The following is a 16,860-nucleotide window of genomic DNA, read 5'->3' as shown; positions in this document are numbered from 1 at the left end:
GTAGTTTACTAGCATCAACGTATTCTTCGCACACCATACCCAACACGATTACACAACTTAGACATTTGGAGGTGCAATACACAATGGCTACACTCGTCAACGTATATCGAAGAAATCGCAGAAACTTATTATTCTTCTGCGTCGATATCGCAATCGTCTCAATCGTCTTATATATGACGTTTGATATTTTATTTTCGAAAGTGATGCCGTTCACAGCAACAACATACGATTTGTTACTGATGGTGGCAATCAAAATGTTTAGCTTCATGCTTGTCGGAGCGCTTTTGAAAATTCATCGAATCGATTGGCGATACGCTTCAATCCATGAAATGAAACAAGTAACCATTGCGTTGGTTAGTAGCGACTTGATTCTATTCGCCTACAACCAGTTTCAATTCGGACGCGGGCTCGGTGTCATGATTGCAGTTCAAGGGCTATTAGCATTCAACATGATTTTATTCACGCGTTTCTTGGCCCGTCATCACGTTCTGCATACGTTCAAGCCGCACACTGCTCCACAAGGCCGGAAAACACTGATCATCGGAGCAGGGAACTCTGGACAGCTCATCGTACGTGAGTTGAAAGAGTATCGGACGAACGTCCTCCATGTGGTTGGAATTCTCGATGACGATCCGATGCTCGCCTCCTTATACGTACACGGTGTCCCGATTCTCGGAACGACGGACGATTTAGAACAAATCATTGAGGAGCAAGCAATCGAAGTCGTGATTTTCTCTATTCCGAGTCTAGCGCACGCGAGACGAATTGAATTGTTGAAACGGATTGAAAAGACTGGCGTCGAATCACATGCACTCCCAATGTTGTCCGAACTTGCGACCGGAAACGTTTCGATTAACGAAATTCGCGAAGTGAAGATTGAGGACTTGTTGGGACGAGAACCCGTACAACTTGATATTTCAGGCATTTCGAAACACGTAGAAGGAGCGACGGTCCTCGTGACAGGAGCTGGAGGATCGATCGGTTCGGAGCTGTGTCGTCAATTGATCAAATTTAAACCGGCCGAGATGATCCTTTTCGGACATGGTGAGAATAGCATTTATTTAATTGAAAAAGAGTTAAACGGACTGGGTCTCGAGACGAAACTTCATCCGGTCATCGGGGATGTACAAGACCTAGAGCGACTCGAACATGTCTTTCAAACGTATCGCCCAGAAATCGTCTATCACGCGGCGGCACACAAACACGTTCCGCTCATGCAAGACAATCCGCTTGAAGCAGTCAAAAATAATATCTATGGCACAAAGAATATGGTCGATGTGGCTTCAAAATATCGGGTCGATCGATTCGTCATGGTATCGACCGATAAAGCGGTCAATCCAACGAACGTCATGGGGTCGACGAAACGAATCGCAGAGATGATCGTTCAAGAAAAAGCACGTTCAAGCGATACAATTTTCGCTGTCGTTCGCTTCGGTAACGTTCTCGGTAGCCGTGGTTCGGTCGTCCCTCTCTTCAAAGAACAAATTGCCCAAGGAGGACCGGTCACGGTAACGGATTCGGAGATGACACGTTACTTCATGACCATTCCAGAGGCGAGTCGACTCGTCATTCAAGCGAGCGTGTTATCCCGAGGCGGAGAAATCTTCGTGCTCGATATGGGAGAACCGGTTAAAATTATCGATTTGGCGAAAAAAATGGTTGAGCTCAGCGGATTTACCATTGATCAAATTCCGATTGAAGTGACGGGGATTCGCCCAGGTGAAAAGCTATATGAAGAATTGCTGGCTACAAATGAGTTAGACCCAGAGGCGAATATTTTCCCGAAAATCTTTGTCGGTTGTACCCGTCCCTTCACATCGGTCGCTCCAATCTTACGGTTGATCGAACACTTTCGACAGAACGGTCCGGCATTGACAGACGCGTTGCTATTTGTCGCGAACAGTAATGATATTGACCGAGATTTACAACGAATTTTTGCAAGTGGATTCGAGTTTATCCCGGCCCAGCACGTGCGAATCCGGGTCGTCGATGGAAATTAAAGGGGGGAGTGCAATGGACCGTGTCATGGTGATCGGTGTGTCCACGTTCAAAGGGTTTCATCTTGCCAAGCGACTACTAAAAGACGGATACGAAGTGATTGGAATTGATGATGAAGGAGAAGCGAAAACACAAATTGCAAGACAACGATTGTACGTCTTGTCTCACCCCTTGTTTCATCTCATTCGAACGGATGTCTCCCATAAGCCACATATGCGCCAAATCATGACGATGTATGAACCGAATCACGTCATCTTATGCAGTGGGGTCTATCAAAATCGTGAAATAGAGCGTTACGAACAAGTGAAGCAACTCGTCATGAATCAAAAAAGTCGGGTGCCGATCCAGTCGTTCATCACGTTCGACCTTCCGATGGAACAGACTCGTCATTCTTCATCAGCCCTTCATCTGATTACAGAGGACGTATACGGACCTTGGGATGATTCGACAACCCTGTTTTCGAAAGCGGTACTCGCGATTGACCAAGGTCATCGTATGGTCGGATTCTATGCAACGGACATTGTAAAAGCCTCTTATATCGATGATGTGGTCGAAACCGTCGTTCGCGTCATCAAATTGATTCAGTCAGGCTTACCAATCGTTGGGCAGTTCCGGATCGATGCCTCGGATTATGTACACGTCCAAACGCTGCTCACCGAAATTGGACACCAGATGCATCAACCGGTCCATGTATCTCTACCGATGCGTGACCAAGTCTTTCAAGAAACAGATTTGCCTACGCTAGAAGCGATGATTGGATTTCGACCACGCACCCCGCTTCACGAGGGGTTGCGGAAGACAATCGAATGGTACAACGCCTATCAAACGATGATGAAGGAGGACATGAGCACATGACTATTTTATTATCAAAACCGCACATGTCCGGACGAGAGATGGCTTACGTAGAAGAAGCATTCGCAAGTAACTGGATTGCGCCACTCGGTCCGAACGTTAACGCCTTTGAGGACGAGCTTGGGAAGTACGTTGATCACTCGCATGCACTCGCGACGAGTTCTGGCACAGCGGCGCTCCATCTCGCGTTGTTGACGTTAGGAATTGAAAGAGGAGATGTGATCTTTTGTCAGTCGCTCACGTTCGTCGCTTCGGTCAATCCAATTATGTATGTCGGGGCGACACCGGTATTCATCGATTCAGAGAAGGAAACGTGGAACATGTCACCGGAAGCATTGCGAAAAGCATTGGTTCAAGCCGCTACGAAAGGAAAGTTACCGAAAGCGGTCATCGTGGTTCATCTATACGGGGTGGTCGCGAAGATTGGCGAGATTCGTCAAATTTGCCAAGAGTTCGGGGTGGCATTGATTGAAGATGCCGCGGAATCGCTCGGAGCGACTTGGAAAGGGCAGATGACTGGTACGATTGGTGACATCGGATTCTATTCGTTCAATGGGAACAAAATCATCACCACGTCCGGTGGAGGGATGTTATTGCTAGGCTCTGAAAGTCAGCGCCAATATGCGTTGAAGCTTGCAACGCAAGCAAGGGAGAACGTTTTACATTACGAGCATGAAGAAGTCGGGTACAACTATCGCTTGAGCAATGTGTCGGCAGGAATCGGTCGTGGACAGCTAGAGGTCATCGAACAACGAGTCCGGGCGAGACGTAACGTCTTTCGTCGGTATGAACAAATGTTTTCGACGATTGATGTCACGTATCAACAAGAAATCCCTTTCTCTCGTGCGAATCGTTGGTTGACCGCCATGCAAGTCGGAAGAGACATTGCCAGTCGCGACCAGTTGATTCAACAGTTAAGCGATGCCGGGATCGAATCACGGCCAGTCTGGAAACCGATGCACCTACAACCGCTCTATCGAGATGCTGAATATGTCACGGTCGATGGGGATGACGTGAGTCGTCACTTATTTGAAAACGGTATTTGCTTGCCATCGAGTTCGAGCTTGACGATTGGTGAACAACAGAAAGTGATTCAGGCCGTGCTAGATACACGCCATTTCGTAAAAGAAAAAAGCGTGTAAGGAGGAAATGAAATGAAAACGGAAGCAGAGATCATTCAAGCGCTTCAAACCGCAGCATCTCTGACTCCATCTCTCACGGTGACACAATATCAACGATGGAGCCAAGGACAAAATGCTCCCACGTTTCTAGACATTTTATCTGTATATGGGACATGGACGAATGCTCTGAAGGCATCGGGATTGTTAGAAATAAAACGTTATGAATCCCATGATATGATTCAGGCACTTCGGCTCGCATCGGCAGAAGAAGGAAAACTGACAAGTGCTCAATATCGGCACTGGGCATCAGAACGAAGTGTTCCTTCATTAGGCGATATTATTACCCACTTCGGGTCGTGGAGTCTCGCCGTCAAAGCGGTCGAGCGTTTAGAAGAAGAGCATTTCACCGTACAACCTGCCAAAGACAAAGCGGAGATTGTACAAGCGTTATATGAAGCGTATCGAGTATTAACACCTTTCAATGCGATTACGTATCAAAAGTGGGCTAAACGTTTCAATAAACCGAGCGTCGCAAAAGTATCGAGACGATTTGGTTCTTGGAAACGAGCGTTATGCGAACTAGGGATTCATGAAATGACGGATCAAAAGTGATCAATGGAGGGATCGAAAGATGACCAGACCGATTGTACTCATGATTAGTGACCATCATACATCTACTTTCATCTATCACGCTATCCGCGATTTAGGCGTGACACATGTCATTCAAGAAGACGGTCCCACTGAACATCGACCGCAGTCGCTCAAACAATGGATCATTCACCTGTATATTCGATGGGCGACACCATTTATGAAATGGAGGAGTCAAGCGCGTATTCGAGAAGTGAGAGAGCGTTATCCATTACAGGATTCTCCGATTCCTCCTCATCATCTCATCCATGTCTCATCCTTGAACGATGACAAAACGCTCATGTGGCTCGAACGACTTGCACCGAAACTGCTCGTGATTCATGAGACTGGACCGATTGAATCGAGTCGTTTGAACCAATTGCCATGCCCGATTATCACCGTTCGTCCATCTATAGCGGAAGGGCAGCTACAAGCCTATTGGGCGATTCAATCTGAGCCTTCGTTTTGTGAGGCGACGCTCGAACAATGGACGACACAAGGATGGCGCGTTCTCGATCGGGCGGTCATCTATAAAGGCGGAAGCGACAATTTTGCCACATATCCTTATTTACAATTGACCACGGTCTTGCCGATATTACGCAGACACATCGAAACACTAGATTTCGTACAACTAGACCGACGACAAATTAAAGTCCAAGCCTGAGGCTTGGACTTAACTGTTGGCGATACAATAATATTGGATGGCTTCGTTATAGTACGATGCAAGACCTGGTTCGAAGCGGTCATAATAGGCAGTGAATCGCTCATCCGCTACATACATCTGTCCGAGTCCGCTGAACATATCGAGCGAACAGTCATAAAAGTGTGTGTGGATGAACAGATGATTGTCTTTGACAATCGATTGAACCCGGTCATCTTCGATTGCGACTTGTGAACGAAACAGGTCGACGAGTGGCGCAATCAAATCAAGTTGCATCTGGTTGATTTGCTCCCAGTCCGCTCTCGATCGCTTCGATGCTCGTTCTTGTGCGGTTTTGTAAGCAGAACTCTCTCCCCAACGCTCAATTACCTCGTCTTGATGTTTTGCCTCATGTGCTTGAATCTCTTCATAAGACAATCCTTTGAACAATGATTTGTCTTCCATTGGAATCCCTCCTTTGAGTGAGGTGAGGGTCGTTTCCGCCGTCTCCGCAAGTTGCGAGAAATAGGCGGCTTTTTGTCGTAACGCCTCGACATGTTCGTTCAATACTTCGACCCGATCAAACGTCGATGCATCGAGCAATTGTCCGATTTGGTCGAGAGGAACGTCGAGTGTTCGATACAGTAAGATGAGCTGTAGACGTTCGGCGTCGCTTGACGTATAACGGCGGTAACCGTTGTCGTCTCGGGTGGGGACGAGGAGCCCCACCGCGTCATAATGTCGAAGCGTCCGCGTCGTCGTGCCGGCGAGTGACGCAAGTTGTTGAATCGTATACATCCCTTCACCTCCTTAGCACAAGCGTAAGGGTTGACGTCACGTTAAGGTCAAGCCTGTTTTTCAAATAACGAAAATCCGTTCCGCTCCCCGATGTAACGGAAGCCGAACTGTGGATAGTATCCGTTCAAGAACGTGTTGTCTGCGACGCAATCCAATCGGACGGTCGAAGCAGTGTGAGAGAGGGCGTACCGCATCAACCGTTCACCAATCCGCTCCCCCTTCAAGGTCGAATCTGTGACGAGCCGATGCAAGTAGACGGCACCGTCCGCGTCATTCCATAGATTATGGTCCCAATCGGTCGGTGGGATGAGACTGACGGCACCGACGACTTGGTGATTACGTTCATACACAAACACGGTCCCTTTCGTTAAATCGTGTCGGACATAATCCGAGCGACTCGGCTCTAAATATTTGACCCATTGGGACTTTCCGGCTGTCTGAAACTCTTTCGCTTTCTTTACAATCAGTTCGTCGATTGCTGAAAAATCATCAAGTGTTGCAAATCGAAACATGATGGAGCACCTCGCTTTCATTTCTTTTCAAAATCGTGTAGGGTACACGTTGAATATGCTGATGAAACATCTTTGTATCATCGAATGTTTTTTGGTAAGATAAATCTATTGCATCGTGCAAACGATTGCGCTAATGATATAAAGTTCACAGCACGAATAAGATAATTATAAATGATGAGCAGTGAGTTTTGGGATAAGGAGTATCTAGATCACATGCAACTTTTACAACGAGAACAACAACAAACACAAACGCTTAAACGCAACTGGTGGAAAGAAGCCGTCGCCTATCAGATCTATCCGCGCAGTTTTTATGACGCGAACGGAGACGGAATCGGAGACATTCAAGGAATCATTGATAAGCTCGACTATTTAAAAGACCTTGGCATTGACGTCATCTGGATTTGCCCGATGTATAAATCGCCAAACGATGACAACGGGTATGACATTAGTGACTACCAGGACATCATGGACGAATTCGGTACGATGGAAGACTTCGACCGTTTATTGGACGAGGTGCATCAGCGCGGTATGAAACTGTTGCTCGACCTCGTCGTCAACCATACATCGGATGAGCACCCTTGGTTCATTGAATCGAAGAGCTCAAAAGACAATCCGAAACGTGACTGGTACATTTGGCGCGACGGGAAACCGGACGGGTCGAAGCCAAACAACTGGGAATCGATTTTTGGCGGTTCGGCTTGGGAATTCGATGAAACGACGGAGCAATACTACTTGCACGTCTTCTCGAAAAAACAGCCGGACCTCAACTGGGAAAACGCTGAGATGCGTACAGCCGTATACGACATGATTAACTGGTGGCTCGAAAAAGGAATCGACGGGTTCCGTGTCGATGCAATCAGTCATATCCGCAAAAACCAGACGTTCGCTGACTTACCGAACCCGAACGACCTAGACTTTGTACCGTCGTTCGAGATGCACATGAACGTGGACGGGATTCACGACTATTTAGAAGAACTTCGTGACGAGACGTTCAATAAACATGACATCATGACAGTCGGTGAGGCGAATGGCGTATCACCTGACGATGCACACCTTTGGGTTGGTGAAAAAGAAGGGAAGATGAACATGGTCTTCCAATTCGAACACATGGACCTATGGAGTGAAGACGCCGATTCGAAACTTGATGTCGTACACTTGAAGAACGTATTAACGAAATGGCAAAAAGGACTTGAAGCTGACGGATGGAACGCACTTTACGTCGAAAACCATGACCAAACACGTACGGTCTCGAAATGGGGAGATGATGAGCGTTACTGGAAAGAAAGTGCGAAGTCGATTGCGATGATGTACTTCCTCATGCAAGGAACGCCGTTCATCTATCAAGGTCAAGAAATCGGGATGACGAACGTCAAATTCGATTCGATCGACCAATATGACGATATCGCGACACGCAATCGCTACTATATCGGCGTCGAGCAAGGGAAGAGTCATGATGAGATGATGCGCATCACGTGGAACTCATCACGCGACAACACGCGTACACCGATGCAGTGGAGTGATGCACCAAATGCCGGCTTCACGTTCGCAGAGAAGCCATGGGTCGGTATCAATCCGAACTATACGGACATCAACGTTGAATCACAGCTTGAAGATGAGGACTCCATCTATAACTTCTATAAAGAGATGATTCAACTTCGTAAAGACGATGAGACGTTTGTATACGGGGCGTATGATGTTGTCTTACCGGATCACCCAGAAGTTTATGCGTATACGCGTACACTCGGTGACACGCAATACCTTGTCGTCACGAACTTGACGGCGAAAGAGACGATGTTCGATATGGATCAAACACTTCGTGCGAAAGACGTCGTCTTGAGCAACATGCCGGTCGAGGGCGATGCAGAATCGACGCTTCTTCACTTGAAGCCGTTCGAAGGTCGCGTGTATAAAATCAGCTAATTTTTCAGGACTCCAAGGTCGTGGACGAAAATTCGTCTACGCCCTTTTTTGTTGGAAAAAGGGGATAACGGCGACTCATGCGAACTCCTTATAGGGAGATGGGACACACCTTGGTATGGTGGATTTTTCTACTCTTGCGCGAGATGCGTTTCAATGGGGTCGGGTCGGGTATACGATTCATAATCAGCATTGGGGGCAAGGGTATGGCACAGAAGCAGTCGACCTGGCGATGCGTATTGCTTTTGACGACTTGAACTTTCAACGAATCGAGGCACATATCAATCTCGATAATGAAGCATCCATTCGTCTCGCGGAGCATGTCGGCATGTCGTACGAGTGCACGAGAGAAGGGTTTATCTTCGAGAACGAAGATTGGGTAGACCATCTCGTCTACGTGAAAACGAAGCGCCGTCGATAGAACGACTCCTACCACATATGGTACGATGAATTGACGGAAAGGGGGATGAGCATGGCGATTGAACCACTTCGCGTGCGTGTCCAGCAAACAACACGGATGAGTGACATGCCAGAGTCGATCGAACTCTCGGCTGACGGTTTATACTATCCATTGAAGACTGGCTTTATTTTAATGTTTGACCAACAACAAGAGGACGGACCGGTCCCGACGACAATCAAGTATACGCCGGAACGATTGGCGCTGATCTGTAAAGGACCGATCGAGATGAATCACTCCTTCATCGAAGGTCGCTTCACGCAAAGCTTATACAAGAATCCATATATGTCGATGACGATGGCGACGACGACATCGCGCCTCGATGTGTCAGAAGAATCATGTACGTTCGTATATGAGTTGTCCATGAATGAAGAAGATGTTGGCATATATGAAGTACATGTCACATGGACATTTGAAGGAGGAGAAGACTGATGAACTTTACAGAACGCGTAAACAAGATTGAAGAGATGTTGAACGAAGACTGGTTCGAGATGCTCGAAACGAACGAAGAAGAGTATGAAGAGTGGCGCGGTCGCCTCGAGGACCATGCCGAACAAGTCATCACGCACTACGATCAGGAGAACGGTGTCGATGTCAATTCGATCGATAAACTGCTTCAATTGAACGATGAGTTCCCGCTCCTTTACGGAGAGGATACCGTTCGCCTGTATATCGCACTCATCGAGGCACGCCCAGAAGACAAAGCGGTCTACGATCGGTACGTCGATTATTTGGCTGCTATCAGCGATGCATCGCACGAACAGTTCTTACATTTCCATACACTCGTTGAAGCAGGACGGTTAGAAGAAGCGAGACAACTCGCTCCGCACATGCCGCAACGTCTCGGACTCGAAGAATAAGCATACCGACAGTGTCATCCGAACAGGATGGCACTTTTTTTATGGTTGAAAGGGGACACAATTCATTCCGGACGTCTATTTTAAATGGCGTGTCCGTTCTCTAAGATGAAGGAACAAGGAAATCAATTTAGAGAGCGCGAATGGAAATGAATAAAGGGGGAAATGTGATGTTAAGACTAATCAAGACATCTGTCGAACAAAAAGAACAGATTCTCGCATTTTTAGAGGAATGGTACGAACGGGATGAGCGGATTGTTCCGACCTCGGTGGACCGTGAAACGACAGACTTCGAGGCATACGTCAACACGTTACGTCAGAAAGAGTTACGTGAGAACATAGAGGACGGCTGGGTCCCGAGCACAACGTATTGGCTCACGGACGGAGAGGAGCTTCTCGGGGCGGCGAACATTCGTCATGAATTAAACGAATCGCTCTTGAAGATTGGTGGGCATGTCGGATATGGAGTGAAACCGAGTGCGCGCGGACGGGGGCTCGCTACGATTCAATTACAACTTGCGCTTGAGAAAGTGAAAGAGCTAGGCATTGAGCGTGCCTTAATTACGTGTAATCGGACAAACGTCGCTTCCCGTCAAGTCATTTTAAACAATGGGGGCGTCGCGGACACACCGTATACGGAGGAAGATGGGACGATTGTCGAGCGGTTTTGGATTGATTTGAGAGGATGAAGACGAGATGGCGAACTGGACCATCATCTATTTGGCGCTGATTAACTTCTTCGGCATCTATTTGTTCCGGGAAGAGACCGTTCCTTCAAAGAAGTGGTTCTCTTTCTCGAGCGGGGTCGCCATCACGTACTTCTTCATGTATCTCTTGCCGTCGCTGAATAAACGCCAGGACACACTTCGCGTCGATTGGTTGAATCTGGCCTTACCTTCAGAGATCTACATCGTCAGTCTTATCGGGTTTACGTTGTTCTACGGTACGATGCGGTTCGTTCGAACGCCTCATTTTCAAGATGAGGCGGTTGATCGGGCCGTTTCGTATTGGCTACAGGTGACACTCCTCACGGCATACATGACATTTTCAGCGTATGTGGTGACGGCCGACTCCATGACGTTCGTTGCGAGAAGCTTCTATGCGACGGCGCTCGGTGTCCACTTTTTGGCACTCGGGCATGACTTGAACCGTCATTATGGAGAACGTTATATGTGACAAGGGCGCTACTTGTTGAGCGGTGGGATTTTGCTCAGTGGGTTCTTTTCACGCTGGATTGACTTGCCCGCGCACGTCGAAGCGCTCAGTTTTGCGTTCGTGGCCGGTGCGATGATTCTCAATATCGTGAAGTTTGAACTCCCGTCCGACCGAAATCTGCACTTCCGCACATTCGTATTGGCCGTATGCAGTTGTGGGGGATTATTGCTCATCTTGAAACATCTTCTAAACTTCTGATGAGAACTTCACAAAAATGAATGACTGTTCATTCATCATTTGATATACTGAATTCAAGATTGAATCCGTTTTCAAAAGGGGGAGTTTTGGGGATGTCTACATTTTTAATCGTCAACTGGATTCTATTCTTGCTCGTCCTCGGCTATGGGGTGTATTTATTTGCTTCGCTGGTTCACCAGCGTTATACATTCATCAAGCTCGGGAAGAAGGCAGAATGGAGCCAAACGAACAAAGAACGACTCGAACAGGTCATGATCAACGTGTTCGGTCAAAAGAAATTGTTAAAGGATAAAAAGAGTGGCGCCATTCACGTCATGATGTTTTATGGCTTCATCCTCGTCCAATTCGGGGCGATTGATTTTATTTGGAAAGGACTAGCGGTCGGAACACGTTTCCCGCACATCCCGCTCGGTCCGCTCTATCCAATCTTCACGTTCATGCAAGAAATCGTCATGCTCATGATTCTCGTCGCGGTCGTTTGGGGATTCTACCGTCGTTACGTCGAGAAGCTCGTGCGCTTAAAACGAAACTTCTTAGCTGGTCTTGCCCTCATCTTCATCGGCGGGTTGATGGTTTCCGTCTTGTTCGGGAACGGGTTTTACCTCGTCTATAAAGAAGAGCTTCCGATGTGGGGTGAGCCGGTTGCGACACTCATCGGTTCAGCGTTTGCTTGGGTACCTGGGTCGGTCGCTTTCGCATTGTTCGTCGTCTTTTGGTGGATGCACCTTTTGTTCTTGCTCAGTTTCATGGTCTACATCCCACAAGGAAAGCACGCGCATTTGATTGCCGGAACACTCAACGTCTGGCTCGGGCGCACGCACAAAGTCGGTCGCTTGGCACCTGTTGATTTTTCAGCGATGGAAGAAGCGGAAGAGTCAGATGAAGAGATTGTGTTTGGGGTCAACAAGATTGAAGACTTTAACCAGAAGCAGCTCGTCGACTTGTACGCTTGTGTTGAGTGTGGACGTTGTACGAATGTGTGTCCGGCAACCGGTACGGGTAAGATGTTGTCGCCGATGGACTTGATTGTCAAACTTCGCGACCATATGAATATGAAAGGTGCGGCGGTCACAAGAAAATCACCTTGGGCACCAGCACTTATGTTCCAAAACACGCAAGGCGCCGAGATTGCAGCTGCGGCGCAAGAAGGTCACATGCTCGTCGCAGACGAGTTGATCGGGAACGTCATCACGGAAGAAGAAATCTGGGCGTGTACGACTTGCCGCAACTGTGAAGACCAATGTCCGGTCATGAACGAACACGTCGATAAAATCATCGATCTTCGTCGTTACCTCGTCATGATGGAAGGGAAGATGGACCCTGAGGCCCAGCGCACGGTCGCAAACATCGAGCGTCAAGGAAACCCGTGGGGAATGAACCGGAAAGAACGCGAGAACTGGCGTAAGGATACAGAACTCGTCATCCCGACAGCGAAAGAGAAGAAAAAAGCAGGCGAAGAATTCGAATACCTCTTCTGGGTCGGCGCGATGGGATCTTACGATAGCCGTAGCCAAAAAGTCGCGCAGAGCTTTGCGAGCGTCTTGAACAAGGCGGGCGTTTCATTCGCCATTCTCGGAAACGAAGAGAAGAACTCAGGGGACACACCTCGTCGAATCGGAAACGAGTTACTCTTCCAAGAACTCGCCGAAGCGAACATTAAATTGTTTGAGAAGTATGGGGTGACGAAGATCGTCACGGTTGACCCACACGCCTATAACACATTCAAAAACGAGTATCCAGACTTCGGGCTTGATGGTGTGAAAGTGTATCACCATACGGAGTTGCTCGCCGAGTTGCTCGATACGGGTCGGATTCAGCCGGATCTTCAAGTGAACGAACGTGTCGTCTATCACGACTCATGTTACCTCGGTCGTTACAACGGCATTTATGATGCACCACGATTCGTCCTCGAGCGGATTCCGGGTGTCGAACTCGTCGAAGCGACACGTAACCGTGAAAACGGGATGTGTTGTGGAGCCGGTGGTGGTCTCATGTGGCAAGAAGAAAAAGTCGGAACACGTGTCAACGTGGCTCGGACGGAACAACTGCTTGAAACGAAACCGACAGTCATCGGTTCGGCATGTCCGTACTGTTTGACGATGTTGTCTGATGGAACGAAAGCGAAGGAAGTCGATGAGACGGTCGGCACGTTCGATGTCGTCGAATTACTCGATCGCTCACTGAAAGCCATCGAGATACCAGAACCGGTTGTACAATAATACAGGAAGGCACGGTCCGTGGACCGTGCCTTATTTGTTTATTGCATTTCAGAGGTAGAGAGAAGCGAAGAGGTCAAGTGAGATAAACCTTGTGTCGTCTCGTTGATGGATGAAATAGTTTCAACCATCTGTCCGAGGTCTTGTTTGTTCCGTTCAAACGAAAGGACGTATTGCCCCATTTCATCTTGAACGGTCGAAAAACCAGCTTTGACTGCGTTCAGTTGACGCATTGCTTCATCGTTCGTCCGATGCATATGCCCCATTTGATCGAAGAGTGCTGCGATATTTGCTTCATTTTCATGAATGAGCGCATTGATTTGACTGCTGAGTTGTTTCGCGTTCTCTGCGAGTGTGCGCACTTCGGTGGCGACGACAGCAAATCCTTTCCCATGTTCTCCTGCTCGAGCCGCTTCGATTGAAGCGTTCAAGGCGAGCAAGTTCGTTTGGTTGGCGATTTGTTCGATGCTCTTAGTCATGCTGACGATTTCTTGAGATCCATTTTTTAAAGCGGTGATGCGATCGAGCGAAGTGTCTACGTATGTAGCCGACTGTTTGAACTCCGCCTCCATCTGTTCGATTTGGCTTCCGTTCGTGTGCGTCAACGTCATCAAATGACGGCTCATCTTTTCCGTTTGCTCGGTTTCCGCAAGAACTTGGTGCGCGCGATCACTCGTTTCAGACATCGCTTGTCCCGTTTGCTCCATCGTAGTGGCGACTTTTGAACTGACGCGTGAGACATCGCTTAAAAGCGCGGCACGGGATTGGTTCGCGGACTCGAGTTCATCGAGTCGGGCGTTCACGTATTGTTCGGTAACGATTTGAGCGTCTAAGTTCATCGCATGCGATAAGGCCAAAAGCGATTCTGTCAAAGTAGCCGGGTTATGTTGATACGTCTCGACGACTTTTGGTACAAGTAGTGTGTTAAAAGCAGAATACGTCGCGAGAAACCAGACGACAGGGACCGCGAAGTGGTGATGTGTCTGTCCCATTCGTTTTCGCATGGCTAAGAACTTGTCATCGATGTTCCCCGTCAACAAACTACGAAAGTAATCGGCGAATACGTTTTTTAAACGTTCTCTCGTCGATGAGGCGTTCGCGATTCGAACCATTTCGGGTTGAAGCATTAAGTGATCGAGTACGTTTTCAAGTACTTCGTCTAGCACGGACTCCACGAGCGGAGCCATCTCTTGTAGGCGCTTCACCTGAGAGGCCGTATACCCCATATAGTGAGCACGTCCCCTCAAACTCGAGTCAGATGGTTTGGCGATTGTCTGAATCTCGGGAAAACCTTCGGAAGCGACGAAATGAGTTGAAGTGGTCTTACGAAAAAGTGCCATATGTTTATTCTCCTTCTATTTACATCAAAATTGGCGTTCTCTTCTATATCGGCAGAAATATGAAGAAACTGAGAAGTCGATGTGTTTCGAAAAAGGTTCACCGATAAACGGATATGGGAAAGGATGATTGAAGAGCAGAATATTCAATCTTGAGTTAGGGGTGCGGACCGTGAAAAATATGGTTGTTTTGTTGACGATTGTCAGTGCGCTCAGTAGCCAAATCCTTCCCCAGATTTTGTTTTTATCCATCATGGCAGTCGAAGAAGGGGTTGGGCGTCTCATTCCATTCCTGATTTTTTATGTGGCGAGTATGTCCGGTCTTTTATTGTGGGTGTATGTCATCGGTCGACGCGGTTCAAAGGATACGTTTTTAATTGCTTTGTCTGTCCTTCTGGCCGGTCTCGTGTGTTTTGTGCTTCCATTTGATCGTGCCATTGAATGGAGCGCATTTTTGGTAGGCGTCGGCTCGATTGGAGTCGGTACCATCATGACGACGATTTTATCGCAATTGAATGAATTGAAGCCTGCTGCGAAAGCTGACTCGAATGAAGAGAGTGGCAGTTCATTACCATTAGTCCTCGCGTTAGTCGGCTGGATCGCTGTGTTCTCTTACGCATTGTCACAGTCGTACAATCTTGCCATCGCCTTATTCATAGTGAGTCTCATTTTGCCTTGGCTATTCGTACGCAAGTTGCCCCTTCAAAAATCTGCGACATGGCAGTTTGAAACCCGTTCTTTTCTCCGCGCCTTTATCGCAGTCACCGTCTTTACGTTGATTAGTCGTCTCCTTAGTCTCTTGGAAGGAGCGCGAGGTTACATCGAAGTGTTTAGTCTGATGATTATTTTGTTAGCATATGTGGGTTGGTTGTTATTCCAAAAACGGGTTCGCGCCTTCATTGGGGCGAGTCGGACGCGCCAAGTTCAATTATTGTCATTTGTCATTGGATTGTTCGGCGGTTGGACGTTGATTGGTGCTGTGTTTGTCAGCATTGCTCTCTATTCGTTCCAAGTGTTAATGATATATGTGTTCGTTCCGTTTTTAGCCGGCGTGATTGGATGGATCTTGTTTGGCCATATATTTGATTTTGCGAGACACCCTTATCTCGTTTTACTGATTTCTTCCCTTGTGTTTTTCCTTGGTTTTCTTAATCCGCTTGCGTTCATACCGGTATTGTTCGTAAGTGGATATACACAGACGATGTATTCTAATGTGAGTCACACGTATCTATTTGGTGAGTATGGTGAAAATAAAGAGTTCGCATCATTACTTCTCCAATTATGGAAGCGATTCGGGATGGTCGTATCATATTCGTTCTTGATGGTCGGATTATTAGCGTACGGTTTATACGTTGGACAGACCGTCAATGCGGAATTGTCATTTCAAATTCCGAGAGGATGGATGTTTGGCGTTCTGGGACTGACGTGGTTGTTCAATATCGGGTTGATCAGTGTTTATTGGTTCCGTGTTCGAGCCGAGGTATCCAATGAATCATAATTTCCTCTAGCTTTTTCATATCGCTTTTGTTTATAATGAGGAGTGATGTTTAACTAGTGACGGAAAAGGAGTGTCCTTTAATGAATAAATCGTTGATTGATTTCGTTTATGAACTTCTCCAAGAAACTGGCGAACAGCCTGTTTCTTTTGATGAGATTCGCGAAAAGATCAAGCAAAACTATACGTTTGCGAGTGAAGAAGAAGAGCTCGAGAAAATCGCACAACTTTACACCGATTTGAACATCGACGGGTTGTTCGTCAACTTGGGAGCAAACCGTTGGGCGCTTCGCGTTTGGTACCCATTCGACAAGTCGGATGAGGATCTCGTCATCGAAGCACGTCAACGTGGTGAACTTGACGAATTCGAAGAAGAGTTCGAAGAAGCAGACGAAGGCATCGTCGATATCGAAGATGACTTGGATGTATTCGCAAAAGTAGAAGATTATGATTCATCTGAATTTGACGATGAGGACGAAGAAGAAAAAGTAGAAGGCCTTGATGACTTCAAGGATGACGACTTGGACGACGACCTCGATCTCGAAGACGAGGATGATTTATAAGAGACCGCAAAAAAGCCGGGCATCGCGCCCGGCTAGGCGTGTCTCTTTTTCTTTTTT

Annotated in this window: 17 protein-coding genes and 1 pseudogene; 15 read left to right on the top strand and 3 right to left on the bottom strand. The window is 47.5% G+C overall.

Annotated elements, in window-relative coordinates:
- Positions 1-83 precede the first annotated feature (83 nt).
- From KNP04_RS05635 to KNP04_RS05615, 5 genes are read left to right on the top strand one after another with little or no spacing between them, the layout of a single operon-like run.
- Entirely contained in the window at positions 84-2,000 is a 1,917-nt protein-coding gene (locus KNP04_RS05635) for a polysaccharide biosynthesis protein (RefSeq protein WP_214874966.1), read from the top strand.
- Between the two features lie 13 nt (positions 2,001-2,013).
- Complete coding sequence (locus KNP04_RS05630; RefSeq protein ID WP_214874965.1) at positions 2,014-2,853, top strand: NAD-dependent epimerase/dehydratase family protein; 840 nt, start codon at positions 2,014-2,016, stop codon at positions 2,851-2,853.
- Positions 2,850-3,992, top strand: a complete 1,143-nt coding sequence (locus tag KNP04_RS05625; protein ID WP_214874964.1) for an aminotransferase class I/II-fold pyridoxal phosphate-dependent enzyme — start codon at positions 2,850-2,852, stop codon at positions 3,990-3,992. The genes KNP04_RS05630 and KNP04_RS05625 overlap by 4 nt, the downstream gene beginning before the upstream one ends.
- 12 nt (positions 3,993-4,004) lie before the next feature.
- The gene (locus tag KNP04_RS05620) at positions 4,005-4,583 is read left to right on the top strand and encodes a hypothetical protein (RefSeq protein WP_214874963.1); all 579 of its coding nucleotides are present in this window, start codon (positions 4,005-4,007) and stop codon (positions 4,581-4,583) included.
- Positions 4,584-4,602: 19 nt separating this feature from the next.
- Positions 4,603-5,262 (top strand): hypothetical protein, encoded by a 660-nt coding sequence (locus KNP04_RS05615; protein ID WP_214874962.1) that lies wholly within the window; start codon positions 4,603-4,605, stop codon positions 5,260-5,262.
- 9 nt (positions 5,263-5,271) lie between these two features.
- On the opposite strand, the gene KNP04_RS05610 is transcribed toward KNP04_RS05615, so the two are convergent.
- Both KNP04_RS05610 and KNP04_RS05605 read right to left on the bottom strand, forming a co-directional pair.
- Entirely contained in the window at positions 5,272-6,036 is a 765-nt protein-coding gene (locus KNP04_RS05610) for a MerR family transcriptional regulator (protein ID WP_214874961.1), read from the bottom strand.
- Between the two features lie 47 nt (positions 6,037-6,083).
- A complete protein-coding gene (locus KNP04_RS05605) occupies positions 6,084-6,548 on the bottom strand; it encodes a GNAT family N-acetyltransferase (protein ID WP_214874960.1) in 465 nt (154 codons plus the stop codon).
- A 213-nt stretch (positions 6,549-6,761) separates the two neighbouring features.
- On the opposite strand from KNP04_RS05605, the gene KNP04_RS05600 reads away from it, so the two are divergent.
- The 8 genes and pseudogenes from KNP04_RS05600 (at position 6,762) to KNP04_RS05570 (ending at position 13,411) form a co-directional block, all read left to right on the top strand.
- The gene (locus KNP04_RS05600) at positions 6,762-8,468 is read left to right on the top strand and encodes a glycoside hydrolase family 13 protein (RefSeq protein ID WP_214874959.1); all 1,707 of its coding nucleotides are present in this window, start codon (positions 6,762-6,764) and stop codon (positions 8,466-8,468) included.
- Positions 8,469-8,565: 97 nt separating this feature from the next.
- Positions 8,566-8,886, top strand: a pseudogene (locus KNP04_RS05595) (GNAT family N-acetyltransferase); the annotation flags it as partial.
- Positions 8,887-8,937: 51 nt separating this feature from the next.
- A complete protein-coding gene (locus KNP04_RS05590; protein WP_214874958.1) occupies positions 8,938-9,354 on the top strand; it encodes a YwiB family protein in 417 nt (138 codons plus the stop codon).
- Positions 9,354-9,782, top strand: coding sequence for a hypothetical protein (locus KNP04_RS05585; protein WP_074035800.1), 429 nt, complete (start codon positions 9,354-9,356; stop codon positions 9,780-9,782). Before KNP04_RS05590 ends, KNP04_RS05585 begins: the two co-directional genes overlap by 1 nt.
- A 167-nt stretch (positions 9,783-9,949) precedes the next feature.
- On the top strand, positions 9,950-10,468 hold the full coding sequence (locus KNP04_RS05580) for a GNAT family N-acetyltransferase (RefSeq protein WP_214874957.1): 519 nt from the start codon (positions 9,950-9,952) through the stop codon (positions 10,466-10,468).
- A gap of 7 nt (positions 10,469-10,475) precedes the next feature.
- Positions 10,476-10,955 (top strand): hypothetical protein, encoded by a 480-nt coding sequence (locus KNP04_RS05575; RefSeq protein ID WP_251129835.1) that lies wholly within the window; start codon positions 10,476-10,478, stop codon positions 10,953-10,955.
- 15 nt (positions 10,956-10,970) lie between these two features.
- Complete coding sequence (locus tag KNP04_RS15345; RefSeq protein WP_251129834.1) at positions 10,971-11,192, top strand: hypothetical protein; 222 nt, start codon at positions 10,971-10,973, stop codon at positions 11,190-11,192.
- 92 nt (positions 11,193-11,284) lie between these two features.
- Positions 11,285-13,411 (top strand): (Fe-S)-binding protein, encoded by a 2,127-nt coding sequence (locus KNP04_RS05570; RefSeq protein ID WP_214874956.1) that lies wholly within the window; start codon positions 11,285-11,287, stop codon positions 13,409-13,411.
- Positions 13,412-13,449: 38 nt separating this feature from the next.
- On the opposite strand, the gene KNP04_RS05565 is transcribed toward KNP04_RS05570, so the two are convergent.
- The gene (locus tag KNP04_RS05565) at positions 13,450-14,748 is read right to left on the bottom strand and encodes a globin-coupled sensor protein (protein ID WP_214874955.1); all 1,299 of its coding nucleotides are present in this window, start codon (positions 14,746-14,748) and stop codon (positions 13,450-13,452) included.
- Between the two features lie 178 nt (positions 14,749-14,926).
- On the opposite strand from KNP04_RS05565, the gene KNP04_RS05560 reads away from it, so the two are divergent.
- Together KNP04_RS05560 and rpoE are read left to right on the top strand one after the other, a co-directional pair.
- A complete protein-coding gene (locus KNP04_RS05560) occupies positions 14,927-16,243 on the top strand; it encodes a hypothetical protein (RefSeq protein ID WP_251129866.1) in 1,317 nt (438 codons plus the stop codon).
- An 80-nt stretch (positions 16,244-16,323) separates the two neighbouring features.
- A complete protein-coding gene (rpoE, locus tag KNP04_RS05555) occupies positions 16,324-16,803 on the top strand; it encodes a DNA-directed RNA polymerase subunit delta (RefSeq protein ID WP_012727404.1) in 480 nt (159 codons plus the stop codon).
- The last annotated feature ends 57 nt before the right edge of the window (positions 16,804-16,860 follow it).

The sequence above is a fragment of the Exiguobacterium sp. CH10 genome (genome assembly GCF_018617635.1).
GTDB classification, from domain to species: domain Bacteria; phylum Bacillota; class Bacilli; order Exiguobacteriales; family Exiguobacteriaceae; genus Exiguobacterium; species Exiguobacterium aestuarii_A.
Note: the sequence above shows the minus strand (reverse complement) of the source record. Positions and strands in the feature narration are given on the sequence as shown.

Excerpts from the sequence above, each read along its gene's own strand:
- KNP04_RS05570 (WP_214874956.1), top strand. The coding sequence starts at position 11,285 with ATGTCTACATTTTTAATCGTCAACTGGATTCTATTCTTGCTCGTCCTC.
- KNP04_RS05575 (WP_251129835.1), top strand. The coding sequence starts at position 10,476 with ATGGCGAACTGGACCATCATCTATTTGGCGCTGATTAACTTCTTCGGC.
- KNP04_RS05620 (WP_214874963.1), top strand. The coding sequence starts at position 4,005 with ATGAAAACGGAAGCAGAGATCATTCAAGCGCTTCAAACCGCAGCATCT.
- KNP04_RS05590 (WP_214874958.1), top strand. The coding sequence starts at position 8,938 with ATGGCGATTGAACCACTTCGCGTGCGTGTCCAGCAAACAACACGGATG.
- KNP04_RS05585 (WP_074035800.1), top strand. The coding sequence starts at position 9,354 with ATGAACTTTACAGAACGCGTAAACAAGATTGAAGAGATGTTGAACGAA.
- KNP04_RS05625 (WP_214874964.1), top strand. The coding sequence starts at position 2,850 with ATGACTATTTTATTATCAAAACCGCACATGTCCGGACGAGAGATGGCT.
- KNP04_RS05635 (WP_214874966.1), top strand. The coding sequence starts at position 84 with ATGGCTACACTCGTCAACGTATATCGAAGAAATCGCAGAAACTTATTA.
- KNP04_RS05560 (WP_251129866.1), top strand. The coding sequence starts at position 14,927 with ATGGTTGTTTTGTTGACGATTGTCAGTGCGCTCAGTAGCCAAATCCTT.
- KNP04_RS05630 (WP_214874965.1), top strand. The coding sequence starts at position 2,014 with ATGGACCGTGTCATGGTGATCGGTGTGTCCACGTTCAAAGGGTTTCAT.
- KNP04_RS05605 (WP_214874960.1), bottom strand. The coding sequence starts at position 6,548 with ATGTTTCGATTTGCAACACTTGATGATTTTTCAGCAATCGACGAACTG.
- KNP04_RS05600 (WP_214874959.1), top strand. The coding sequence starts at position 6,762 with ATGCAACTTTTACAACGAGAACAACAACAAACACAAACGCTTAAACGC.
- KNP04_RS05610 (WP_214874961.1), bottom strand. The coding sequence starts at position 6,036 with ATGTATACGATTCAACAACTTGCGTCACTCGCCGGCACGACGACGCGG.
- rpoE (WP_012727404.1), top strand. The coding sequence starts at position 16,324 with ATGAATAAATCGTTGATTGATTTCGTTTATGAACTTCTCCAAGAAACT.
- KNP04_RS05565 (WP_214874955.1), bottom strand. The coding sequence starts at position 14,748 with ATGGCACTTTTTCGTAAGACCACTTCAACTCATTTCGTCGCTTCCGAA.
- KNP04_RS05615 (WP_214874962.1), top strand. The coding sequence starts at position 4,603 with ATGACCAGACCGATTGTACTCATGATTAGTGACCATCATACATCTACT.
- KNP04_RS05580 (WP_214874957.1), top strand. The coding sequence starts at position 9,950 with ATGTTAAGACTAATCAAGACATCTGTCGAACAAAAAGAACAGATTCTC.